Annotated in this window: 8 protein-coding genes; 6 read left to right on the forward strand and 2 right to left on the reverse strand. The window is 43.0% G+C overall.

Features of this window, described 5'->3' with window-relative positions; genetic code table 11:
* Positions 1–8: 8 nt before the first annotated feature.
* Both DS742_RS14925 and DS742_RS14930 read right to left on the reverse strand, forming a co-directional pair.
* A complete protein-coding gene (locus DS742_RS14925) occupies positions 9–1622 on the reverse strand; it encodes a response regulator (protein WP_117417773.1) in 1614 nt (537 codons plus the stop codon).
* Positions 1623–1627: 5 nt separating this feature from the next.
* The gene (locus tag DS742_RS14930) at positions 1628–3505 is read right to left on the reverse strand and encodes a sensor histidine kinase (protein WP_117417774.1); all 1878 of its coding nucleotides are present in this window, start codon (positions 3503–3505) and stop codon (positions 1628–1630) included.
* Between the two features lie 322 nt (positions 3506–3827).
* On the opposite strand from DS742_RS14930, the gene DS742_RS14935 reads away from it, so the two are divergent.
* The 6 genes from DS742_RS14935 (at position 3828) to DS742_RS14960 (ending at position 11945) form a co-directional block, all read left to right on the forward strand.
* Positions 3828–5174 carry an ABC transporter substrate-binding protein gene (locus tag DS742_RS14935; protein WP_117417775.1) on the forward strand — a complete coding sequence of 449 codons (1347 nt, stop codon included), beginning with the start codon at positions 3828–3830 and terminating at the stop codon, positions 5172–5174.
* A gap of 131 nt (positions 5175–5305) precedes the next feature.
* A complete protein-coding gene (locus tag DS742_RS14940; RefSeq protein WP_205692763.1) occupies positions 5306–6373 on the forward strand; it encodes a carbohydrate ABC transporter permease in 1068 nt (355 codons plus the stop codon).
* Positions 6374–6390: 17 nt separating this feature from the next.
* Entirely contained in the window at positions 6391–7227 is an 837-nt protein-coding gene (locus DS742_RS14945) for a carbohydrate ABC transporter permease (protein WP_117417776.1), read from the forward strand.
* A 3-nt stretch (positions 7228–7230) separates the two neighbouring features.
* Positions 7231–9060: a glycoside hydrolase family 2 protein gene (locus tag DS742_RS14950; RefSeq protein ID WP_117417777.1), complete on the forward strand. Its 1830-nt coding sequence runs from the start codon at positions 7231–7233 to the stop codon at positions 9058–9060.
* Positions 9032–10213 (forward strand): glycoside hydrolase family 88 protein, encoded by a 1182-nt coding sequence (locus DS742_RS14955; RefSeq protein ID WP_117417778.1) that lies wholly within the window; start codon positions 9032–9034, stop codon positions 10211–10213. The genes DS742_RS14950 and DS742_RS14955 overlap by 29 nt, the downstream gene beginning before the upstream one ends.
* 31 nt (positions 10214–10244) lie before the next feature.
* Positions 10245–11945: a DUF2264 domain-containing protein gene (locus tag DS742_RS14960; protein ID WP_117417779.1), complete on the forward strand. Its 1701-nt coding sequence runs from the start codon at positions 10245–10247 to the stop codon at positions 11943–11945.
* The last annotated feature ends 112 nt before the right edge of the window (positions 11946–12057 follow it).

Below are 12057 nucleotides of genomic sequence, written 5' to 3' on the forward strand. Positions count from 1 at the left end.
TATTCTCCTTATTTTTCTTCAGGATCCAGGGTATTTTGCTGGATAAAGTCCCTGGGAGAGTATCCTGTGACTTTTTTAAATACTTTGCTGAAATAAAAAGCACTTTCAAAGCCTAACTGGTCAGCGACTTCGTAAATCTTCATGTCCTGCTCCAGCAGAAGAGACTTTGCTTTATTGATCTTTGCCTGGGCGATGTATTCGGAAAAACCAAGCTGACAGTTCTTTTTAAACAGGATGCTTAAATAATTGGGACTTAGTCCAAATACTCCGGCCACCTCATTTAAGCTGAGCTTTTCTGCAACGTGATTGTGAATATATTTTTGCACGTTTGTAATAACATGGGCCTTATAGGTTTTCCGTTTGGATCTTAAGATCTCACATAAGCCGTCACGGAGCACAGTCATCCATTCTACGATCTGTTCCACATTGCTGAAGCGGTAGATGGAGCGGTAGCCGTCACTGTAGGAAGAGAAAATCTCCGCCATATTTGCCTCTCCGTCAGGCAGCAGGGACAATGCCAGATAGAGAATATTGCAGGCACCGTCGGCAGCCTGGGAAAAACGCAGGGGATGGGCTTCAAACAGTTCTATGATCTCTGTTAAAGTGCGGGAGAGAACATCCGTATCAAATTCATTAAATGCTTTTGTAATTTCCACTTTAAAGACAGAAATATTAAAAGCATTCCGTATGGAATCCGTATCACTGCTGTTAAAAAAATTAATGGACTGTGGGCGGTCCATCCGGCCAAAAGCCTGGCGTGCCTCCTGATAGGATTCGCTGATTTTTAATGGCTGGGAAAAAGGTGAACCCACACCAGTGGAAAGGGTGACATTAAAATAATTGTTCACCATTTCCGAAGCATTGGAAAAGGCATTTTTAACAGCCTCATACTGATAAGCTTCCATGGAATCAAGATGAAATACCACCGCGAAATGCTTCATATCCAGAGATACCACATAGGCAGGCAGATGCTTGGTTATTATTTCTCTTGCCATCTGGAGCGTACTGTTATAAAGATTCATCAGCTTACTGTATTCCATATCCCCATGGTTGTTTTCCTGTATTTCACAAAATGCTGCAAAGTAGCAATGCTCAGTAAAACTCAGCTTTAAATCCTTTGACTGCAGTTCGAACTGCTCCTCACTGTCAAATAAATTGTGAAGAAGCCGCATGAAAAATTTTTCATAATAGCTTTGAAGCAGGGGACGGCCCGATTCCTTATATTCTATGGATACCCGGAGACTTTCCAGGCGTGAAAGCGCCTTTTGAACGGACTCCAGCAGGGACCCGGCATTCAGCTCCAGTTTGATTAAATAATCCACCGCTTCGTAGGACATTGCTTCCTTAATCAGCTGGAATTCCTCATAACTGGTAAGGAAAATAAATAAAGGGATCTTACCGTATTTATCCCGGCAGGTCTTTGCAAGATCCAGACCGTTCATGATAGGCATGCGGATATCAGTGATGACGATTTCCGGTGAATATTCCTCAATTAAGTCCAGAGCATTCTGGCCATTTACTGCAGTCCCGCAGATTTCAATTCCGTAATCTGCCCAGTTTAACATGGATTTTATCCCAATCTGAACCAGTGGTTCATCATCCACAATTAATAATTTTGTCATATCCGTTACCTTTCTGCCGATTGATTTTCTGTGCGCAGCACGTAAGGAAGCCGAATGGTCATGGTGGTAAACTCACCCTCCCGGCTTGTGATTGTGATTCCGTATTCTGGCCCGAAATCATATTGAATCCGTTTGTTTACATTGCTGATTCCTACGTGCCGGAAAAATTCTGTTTTATTATGAGAATCCGCATCTTCCCGGAGAACTTTATGAATCATTTCCTCAGACATTCCGATTCCGTTGTCAGTAACACGGATCATCAGAGCTTTTTTTCCTGCAACATCGGTTGCTTCAGCCGATACAATGATCCTGCCTGCCGCTCCGGTAGGTTCGATTCCGTGGAAGAGGGCATTTTCAATGATGGGCTGGAGAGAGAACCGGTGGATCTGACAGTCGTAAAGCTCATCGGATTCTATCTGATATTCAATTGTTACACTGCCGCCATAGCGGTACTGCTGTATCAGAAAATAGTCCTTGATAAGATCCAGCTCTTCCCTTAACGAAATCATGGAAGCGGTCCCCTTTGAGACATTCTTTAGAAGCCGGGCGAGAGCAGTTGTCATATCTGCAATACCTCCTGCATTTTGTATGGTTGCCATCCACTTTATGGAATTCAGTGTATTATAAAGAAAATGAGGATTGATCTGGCTTTGGAGAATCTGGTATTCCAAATCTTTTTTCTGCTTCTCATCCGAAACCCGCTTTTCCATGAGCATGAGAATATTGCCGGACATTGTGTTGATCCCTCTTCCAATCTGACCCAGCTCATGATTCCATTCAATGGTATTGTCTTTTGAAAAATCACCGGTTGAAATGCTGTTTATCTTATTGCTAAGCTTATGGATGGGGTCCATAATGAAACGGTTTAAAAGTATTGCAAGCAGAATTCCCAATGAGACGATAAAAACACAGATTCCGATGATTAACAGTGTATATAAATATTTCTGCTGCTTAAACTGCTGTTCTGATAAAACCTGTGTGATGCTCCAGCCATTGATCCCCTCTATGGGCCGCTCCACCAGGATCCGTGTATCCCCGTTATTCATGGCAGCGGATTGAATCAGGGTTTCTGTCGATAGAGAATCTTTTTTTGCAGGTTCTCTTAAAATCTCATATGGTTTTTCCGTTTCCACCAAAGTGTTTGACTGAAAACGATATGTTTTGTTTCCTATATTAATGAAAAGCAGGCTGTCCTCCGGAAGGGGATAGGAAGACAGATAATCGGTAAATAGCCTGGTTGATATTTCAACATAGGTCCAGCCAATAATTTCTGAATTAAATTCATTATAAACAGGCCGGACAATGGGGATAAACTGATCTCTGCTAATACTGGAAAACGGATCATGTACCAGGCCGATCCATAGAAAATCCTCTGCATCAAAAAGAGGACGAAAAAAATCCTCCTGGCTGATAATTTTAGCAGCGTAAGGGGAGGAGGTACTGACTGAGGAAGCCATCAGCAAAAAGTTGTTTTCGTTTGTAGAAGAGACAATAACCCTTGACATATATTCATTAGGCCTGGTATTGTAATATTCTTCTTTAAAGCGGTTGTGGGTGGAAAGAGCCATGGGACGCATATTGCTGGAATCCTTTGAAGCGGTGGGAAGCTTTGGCAGATCTTTAAATGCCTCTAAATAGTCCAGTATAATTCCATTCGAACAGCACCATTTGCTGAAGTAAATGATGTCCTTCATATCAGCTGCAATGTTATTGCTTACAACCTGAAGACTGAATTCTGCGGACTGGACCTGGTTTTTTCTGAGAAACGACTGGAACACTGAGAAACAGACCGTTGTTGTAAGGACTGTGATAAGCAGCGTAACAGCCGCCGTCAGAATCATGATTTTACCCCGTATTGTTTTTGGAATCAGCGTTTTCAACATGATAAAAACCAGTCCTTTCTATAATAAGATGCATTCAATCGCAACGTTGCCATTTTTTAAGTTAGCGTATTTCCTGTCAAATGTCAATGAAAAGAACCGTGATATTTTTATAAAAACAGGTCAATATGTATACAAAAGATAAATTTTACTGTTTATCTTAAAATAATACATGTTTTAGAAATATAGAATTAATTTGTGAATAAATAGTGAATATTTTCTTAGATAATTTCCATTCTTAAAAAGATGGTCAGAGCGCTATAATAGACACATAGTAAATCACAAGGGGTTTACTGAAAACAATTTCAAATCAGGAGGGAATACAATGAAAAAAAGAGCACTTAGCCTTGCGCTTGCCTGCACCATGGCAGTTACTGCACTTGCAGGATGCAGCGGCGGTTCCAAAGAAACCACAGCTGCAACGGAAGGTACCAAAGCGGAGACAAAGGCAGCAGAGACAACAGCGTCAGCAGGCGGACAGACAACACTGAAATGGTCCGTATGGGATATCAGTTCCACCACTTATTATCAGCCGCTGATTGATGCATTTGAAAAGGCACATCCGGATGTTAAGATCGAGATGGTGGATCTTGGATCTACTGATTATCAGACAGTTCTGGCAACCGAACTTACAGGAAGCGGATCTGACTTTGACGTGGTAACGGTAAAGGATGTTCCAGGATACATGACTTTGGTAAACAAAGGAGTATTAGAGCCCTTAGACAGCTATATCGAGTCTTCCAAAGTGGATTTAGCACAGTATAAAGGCCTTACCGATCAGATTAAGGTTGAAAATAAATTATATGAGCTTCCATTCCGCAACGATTTCTGGGTGCTGTTCTATAATAAGGATATCTTTGATAAGGCAGGCGTTGCTTATCCAACCAACGATATGACATTTGAACAGTATGATAAGCTGGCAAGAAGCTTAACGGTAGACACACCAGGACAGGAAGTATACGGAGCACATTATCATACATGGAGATCTGCAGTACAGTTGTTTGGTGTACTTGACGGAAAAAATACCATTATTGACGGAAAATATGATTTCTTAAAGCCTTACTATGATATGGTATTAAAAGAGCAGGAAGACGGCGTATGCCAGGATTATGCCACTTTAAAGACCAGCGGACTTCACTACTCCGGCGCTTTTGCACAGGGTAACATCGCTATGATGAACATGGGTACCTGGTTTATTTCTACCTTAATGGATAAGATCCGTACCGGTGAATACACAGACTGCAAAAACTGGGGAATTGTGAAATATCCTCATGCAGAAGGCGTAGAGCCAGGATCCACACTTGCTACCATTACCTCTCTTGCAATTCCTGCAAATGCACCTCATAAGGATCTTGCATGGGAATTCATTAACTTTGTAAGCGGGAAAGACGGAGCAGAGATTCTTGCTTCTACCGGAACCATTCCGGCTGTAATGAACAGCACAGTGGCAGACCTTGTATCCAGTGCAGACGGATTCCCCAAGGCTGACGGAACCAGCGTTGAGGCTCTTAACACTTCCAAGCTGTACTTAGAGATGCCTGTTAATCCAAAGAGTTCTGAAATCGAGACTGTATTAAATGAAGCACATGATGCAATCATGACAGGAAGCATAACTGCAGATGACGGCATTGCCCAGATGAATGAAAAGATCGGCGCAATTCTTGGCAAGTAAAGCAGCGTGGTAACAAAAACAGGCGGGCAGCATATAACGGCCCGCCTTATTTAAAAACTTCTGATTTGATATTGACGGATCACAACTGGAAAAGGAGGATAAGCCGTTTTATTTGGCTTTTAAGACAGACTATGGCTAAGACAATAACAGAAGCGCAAAAACAGGAAAAAATCGCGGCTTTGCATGAGAAACGGGATGCACTCAGTCTTTTGTTAAAAGACGCAAAACGTACCCATGAGCGCGACAGGCTGATTGCGAAAATCGAAACAATAGATGAGAAAATTAAGAAGGTGCGGACAGGAGAGATCCTTACCAGACAGGAAAAAAGAAATTTAGTTGCCTATTCTTTTATCGCCCCCAACTTTATCGGATTTGCCATCTTTACACTGGGACCGATTATCTTTGCATTTGTGCTGGCATTTATGAACTGGGATGGAAACAGCCCCATGAAGTTTGCAGGGCTGAATAATTTTATTGAAATGTTTGGAAATAAAAGGTTTCAATCATCCTTTGTAAATACCATTGTATACTGTATCGCCACGGTACCTCTGACTCTGGCCAGTGCACTGGGTCTGGCAGTGATTTTAAACCAGAAAATAAAGGGAAGAAATTTTTTCCGGACTGTGGGATTCTTCCCCTATGTAGCCTCTCTGGTTGCAGTGGCAGCCGTGTGGAATATGCTCTTTAGTCCCCAGAAAAGCGGACCGGTCAATATGATTTTATACTATCTGGGCGTACATGCAAAAAACCTGCCCAAATGGTCGGCAGATCCACACTGGGTCATGTTTACCATTGTGCTCTTTAGTGTATGGAAGAATATGGGTTACTATATGGTAATTTATCTTGCTGGACTTCAGGGAATAAATGCAGAGCTTTATGAAGCTGCCGGACTTGACGGCTGCAATTCCTGGCAGAGATTCCGCTATATCACATGGCCCCAGCTTCAGCCCACCACATTCTTTGTTACCATTATTCTGACCATTAACTGCTTTAAGGTTTACGATATTGTATATATGCTTGCAGGCGGTTCCAACGGAGTGGTAAGCTCACAGGCAATGGTTTTAGTTTACCATATTTATGAGGAAGCATTCCGTAACTGGAATTTAGGTTATTCCAGTGCAGTTGCAATCGTGCTGTTCTTAATGGTTCTTGCCATCACCCTGGTTCAGTTCCGCGGTGAGAAAAAATATGCAAACTAGAAGAAGGAGGATATAACATGAAAGTAAAAAGCACAAATTATAAAATCAGCAGATCCCTCCTGTATGTGGTTTTGCTCATTCTTACAGCGGTCATGCTGGTACCATTTGCATGGATGCTCTCGGCTTCATTAAAGCTTGATAAGGACGTATTTATCTTTCCGATCCAGTGGATTCCGGAAAATCCCCGGTGGATGAATTATATTGATATCTGGACCAAAATCCCTCTTATGACTTTTGTGGGAAACACGGTTAAGATTACACTGATTGTGACATTTCTACAGCTTTTAACCAGCAGCTTTGCTGCCTATGCTTTTGCGAAGCTGAAATTTAAGTACAAGGATACCCTGTTTATGGCCTATATTGCCACCATCGCTGTTCCGTGGCAGGTTTACATGGTTCCCCAGTTTATGATGATGAGAAGTTTCGGGCTCAATGATTCCCATCTGGCAATTATTTTCCTTCAGGCGTTTTCCGCTTTCGGAGTATTCATGATGAGACAGTTCTATCAGGGAATTCCTGATGAATTGTGTGAAGCAGCGAGAATTGACGGTATGTCAGAGTATCAGATTTATTCAAAAATCATGCTTCCTCTGTCAAAACCGGCGCTTTCAACCCTGACTATCTTTACATTTGTAAATACCTGGAACGACTTTTTAGGGCCTCTTATTTATCTGAAAACAGAATCCAAGAAGACACTCCAGCTGGGATTAAAAATGTTTATCAGCCAGTACAGTTCCGAATTCGGGCTGATTATGGCAGCTTCGGTGCTTTCCTTAATTCCGGTATTAATCGTATTTCTTTCCCTGCAGAAATATTTTGTAGAAGGAATTGCAGCTACTGGTGTGAAAGGATAAACAATGGAAATAATAAAAAATTTCGTGGACAATATCCATAACGATGATTATAAAAGCAACTATGAGTTCCCCGTTATACAAGGGGAATCCATGGTCTTTCCCGGAGGAAGAAAAAGCCGGTCCCTAAACGGAGAGTGGAACTTTTCTGCAGACCAGTACGATAACTGTTTAAGAGCCAAATGGTTTTTGGAACAGGATACAAATGACGAAGGGCGCAGCGTTCCTCTTGATTATGCCTTTGATGACTGGGATAAAATCGAAGTGCCGGGAGTATGGAATCTTGCAAAACCGGAATATTTTTATTACGAGGGACCGGCGGTATACAGCCGCCGGTTTTCGTTGGAAGAAGAGAACAAAGGGCGTGTGTTTTTACAGTTCGGTGCAGTTTCTTATGAAGCCAGAATATTTTTAAATGGAACATTTCTGGGAATCCACAAAGGAGGTTCCACTCCGTTTTCTATAGAGATAACGGCTCATTTAAAGGCTGAAAACAGATTGATTGCAGTAGCAGATAATACGAGAAGAAAAGACCAGATTCCAAGTGAGAATACCGACTGGTTCTTATATGGCGGAATTTACCGGGGAGTTTCCCTCCTTTTTGTTCCCGATGTCCATATTAAAAATATGAGGGTAACTCTCACCGACAGAGAGACCGGGGCGATTGAAGTATCGGCTCTTATTGATGGAAACAAAGATCTTACTGATAAAACGGTGACTTTTTCCATACCAGAGCTTGGCTTAGAAGAAACGTTTCCTGTAAATGCGGATGGTACCTGTAATAAGATTGTAAATACAGATGGATTATCCCTTTGGAGTCCTGAGAATCCAAAACGCTATCAAGTATCTCTGACATTGAAAGAAAAGGGAGAAGTTAAGGATGAGGTAACCGATGTCATCGGCTTTCGGACCATAGAGACAAGGGGCAGAAAGATACTGTTAAACGGAAAACAGATATTTTTAAGAGGAGTCTGCCTTCATGAGGAAACTGAGGATCATGGAAAGGCGGTGACAAAGGAGGAAATCAGGGAAGCGTTTCAGAGAGCAAAAAAGATGAACTGCAATTTTCTTCGTCTTGCTCATTACCCCCATACGGAGTGGGCTTCTGAAATCGCGGATGAGGAAGGAATTCTTCTCTGGGAGGAAATCCCTGTTTACTGGTGGATTGATTTTTCAAACCCACAGACTCTTAATGATGCCAGAAACCAGCTTTCAGAATTAATCTTACGGGACTTTAACAGAGCCAGTGTTATAATCTGGTCTGTAGGAAATGAGAACCCGGATACAGATGCCAGATACCATTTTATGAAGAACCTGGCTAAGACAGCTAAAAAGAAGGACCCGTCCCGTTTGATTTCAGCTGCCTGTCTGGTGGACAGCGTGAATTTAAGAATCGCTGACCGGCTGGAGAGTCATCTTGATATCATTGGATTTAATGAGTATTACGGCTGGTATGATCCCGATTATGGAAAACTGACAGAAATTCTTAACGGCTCCCAGCCGGAAAAACCGGTTATAATCAGTGAATTCGGAGCGGACGGGTATCAGACTGAAAACAAATCCGGGAAATATGTCCGGGGATCTGAAGAAGAGCAGGAAGAAATATATAAAAGACAGGTGGAACTGTTTGGAAAAACGGAATATATTCAGGGCACGGCACCCTGGATTCTTTATGATTACCGGACTCCCAAGCGGCTTGGTGCATATCAGAAAGGCTATAACATCAAAGGCCTGGTGACTGCGGACAGGAAGAGAGAAAAACCTGCCTTTACAGTTATGAAAAATTTCTATGAGGAGGTTAGGAAAAATGAAGGAAACAACAAAGAAACTGTTTGAGAGTAAACCGGAGCTGACAGCAGACGAGTGCCGCAAAGCCCTGGATTTTGCTGTTGGACAGCTGAAGGATAATTTAAATGAATTTACCCACTCCTTTAAAAAGGCATACAGCGAAGACGGCTTTTATAAGCCTACCCCCAATGTAAACTGGACTACCGGTTTCTGGACCGGTCAGCTGTGGCTTGCTTATGAGTGGAGCAGGGATGAGGCGTTTTCCAAAGCCGGAAGCATTCAGGCAGAGAGCTTTTTAAAGAGGATTGAAGATAAGGTGGAAGTAGACCATCATGATATGGGATTTCTTTATTCCCCATCCTGTGTGGCAGCCTGGAAGCTGGTGGGAGATGAAACTGGAAGGAAAGCAGCAATTAAGGCGGCAGATCAGCTCATCAGCCGTTTTCAGCCGGTGGGAGAGTTTATCCAGGCCTGGGGTCCCATGAACCAGCCGGAAAATTACCGTTTTATCATTGACTGCCTGTTAAACCTGCCTCTTCTTTACTGGGCATCAGAGGAAACTAATGATTCACGGTACAGAGAAATTGCAGAAAAGCATATTCATACAGCTATTGCCAATGTCATCAGAGAAGATTATTCCACCTGGCATACCTTCTTTATGAATATGGTAACAGGCGAGCCTGATCACGGTGCAACGTGCCAGGGGTACCGGGATGGGTCTGCCTGGGCAAGAGGGCAGGCGTGGGGCGTATACGGCTGCGCTTTGGCATACCGCTATACGAAAAGAAAAGAATATGTGGAAGATTTCAAACATGTGACAGGATACTTCCTTGACCATCTTCCTGATGATCTGGTGCCTTACTGGGATCTGGAATTTACAGATGGATCAGGAGAACCAAAAGATTCTTCTTCTGCTTCCATTGCAGCCTGCGGAATGCTTGAAATGGCAAACTACTTACCGGAGCCGGAAGCGGCTTATTACAGTTCCATAGCAAAGAAAATCATGGAATCTGTAGTAGCTGGTTATGCAGTAAAAGACCGGACAGAATCCAACGGTCTGGTACTTCACAGCACATATTCCAAGAAATCTCCATATAATACCTGCACTCCGGAGGGCGTGGATGAATGCAACATCTGGGGAGATTATTTCTATTTAGAAGCGCTTATCCGTCTGTCCACAGACTGGAATCCATACTGGTAAGCAATCAATTGATGAAACGAGGCGAATGTTCATGAAGCTTGAAACAAAAGAGGATTACCGGCAGCTGATGCTTCAGCTGTTAGATCCGCTAAAACCATTATACAGCAAGGGCTGTGCCAGACTGCATTTAGGGGACAGCGGTGTTACTTATCCTGAAGTCAGTATGGAGATGGAGGCCTTTTCCCGGCCATTATGGGCCCTGGTTCCGCTGTGGCTTGGGGGAGGAAAAGGCTTTGAAGAAATTTATGTAACTGGTTTAAGAAATGGTACTGATCCATTACACTGCGAATACTGGGGCGGTTTTAATGACTACGACCAGAGGTTTGTAGAGATGGCTGCTATTGCAAGCGGTCTGATCTTCACTCCGGAAAAACTTTGGGAGCCATTAGAAAAAAGAGAAAAAGACAATCTTGCAAAATGGCTGTATGGAATCAATGAGCATATCATACCGGACTGTAACTGGCAGTTTTTCATGATACTTGTAAACGTTGCCCTTCAGAAGCTGGGCTGTCCATACAGCAAAGAAAAGCTGATATCAGGTCTGGATAAAATCGAAAGCTACTATATTGGAGATGGATGGTACCGGGATGGAGGATCCAGCCAGAAGGATTACTACATTTCCTTTGCCATGCATTATTATGGGCTTTTGTATTCTGCAGCAATGGAAGAGGAAGATCCGAAGCGGTGCATTCAATTTAAAGAGCGGGCAAAGATTTTTGCCGGAGATTTTATTTACTGGTTTGATGAAAATGGCGCTGCACTTCCTTTCGGAAGAAGTCTTGCCTACCGTTTCGGAGAAGCTGCATTCTGGTCCGCCTATTTATTTGCAGGACTTGATGATATCCCGGCAGGAGTAATAAAAGGTATTTTATCCCGTCATTTAAACTGGTGGCTGGATCAGAAAATCTTTGACCGGGATGGAGTTCTGACCATCGGATATTCTTATCCCAATCTCATTATGGCAGAGCGATATAATGCACCCGGTTCACCATATTGGGGAATGAAGACTCTTTTGTGTCTGGGACTTCCAGATAATCATCCCTTCTGGACTGCAAAAGCAGAACCTCTGCCCACGCTTGACAGCAAAAAAGCGTTAAAGCAGGCTGACATGCTGATGCAGCGGATCGGCGGGGAGGTGATCGCATATCCTGCAGGCGTTTGTGAAAAATACGGCCATGGACATGTACCGGAGAAATATTCCAAGTTTGCCTACTCCACCCGTTTCGGTTTCTCTGTAGCCAGGAGTCAGATTATACTTCATGAAAATGCACCTGATTCTTCCCTTGCATTTGTGATAGACGGTGATGATTATGTTTTTGTGAGAAAGTACAGTGACCGGTATGAAGTTTTGGAAGACCGGGTAATCAGCAGCTGGCACCCATTTCCGGGAATATCCGTTACCACAACTATTATACCGAAGGAATACGGTCATTTGAGAATACATGAGATCGAAAGCCAATATGACTGTACTGCTTACGACTGCGGCTTCTCCGTTAAAAAGTTTACAAAAGAATATGAACAGAGGGCAGAAGGGACAGCGGCTGCCGTATCAAATGAGGAGCAGAGCTGCCAGGTAACAGGGGCTGGACCTGGTGCGGCTGGCTTTGTTATTGAATCTGACCCCAACACCAACGTGCTTTATCCCAATGCTGCGATTCCTGCAGTATCCTATCGGATAAAAAAAGGAGAAACGATCCGGCTTGAAACGCAGGTGAAAAGTTCTGTCCGCTAACAGAATCAGTTTTATCATTGAGATTTTGATAAGGGCGAAGAAGATGTTGACCGAGAACAGCTTCTTCGCTCTTATTACCATTTTCAGGATCTGATTATGACGCAGTGAAAGA

The organism is Lacrimispora amygdalina, from assembly GCF_003432035.1.
In the GTDB taxonomy this organism is placed as follows: Bacteria; Bacillota; Clostridia; order Lachnospirales; family Lachnospiraceae; genus Lacrimispora; species Lacrimispora amygdalina.

Bases quoted from the DNA above. Each gene is read 5' to 3' on its own strand.
- DS742_RS14925 (WP_117417773.1), bottom strand. From the start codon at position 1,622: ATGACAAAATTATTAATTGTGGATGATGAACCACTGGTTCAGATTGGG.
- DS742_RS14945 (WP_117417776.1), top strand. From the start codon at position 6,391: ATGAAAGTAAAAAGCACAAATTATAAAATCAGCAGATCCCTCCTGTAT.
- DS742_RS14955 (WP_117417778.1), top strand. From the start codon at position 9,032: ATGAAGGAAACAACAAAGAAACTGTTTGAGAGTAAACCGGAGCTGACA.
- DS742_RS14950 (WP_117417777.1), top strand. From the start codon at position 7,231: ATGGAAATAATAAAAAATTTCGTGGACAATATCCATAACGATGATTAT.
- DS742_RS14960 (WP_117417779.1), top strand. From the start codon at position 10,245: ATGAAGCTTGAAACAAAAGAGGATTACCGGCAGCTGATGCTTCAGCTG.
- DS742_RS14930 (WP_117417774.1), bottom strand. From the start codon at position 3,505: ATGTTGAAAACGCTGATTCCAAAAACAATACGGGGTAAAATCATGATT.
- DS742_RS14935 (WP_117417775.1), top strand. From the start codon at position 3,828: ATGAAAAAAAGAGCACTTAGCCTTGCGCTTGCCTGCACCATGGCAGTT.
- DS742_RS14940 (WP_205692763.1), top strand. From the start codon at position 5,306: ATGGCTAAGACAATAACAGAAGCGCAAAAACAGGAAAAAATCGCGGCT.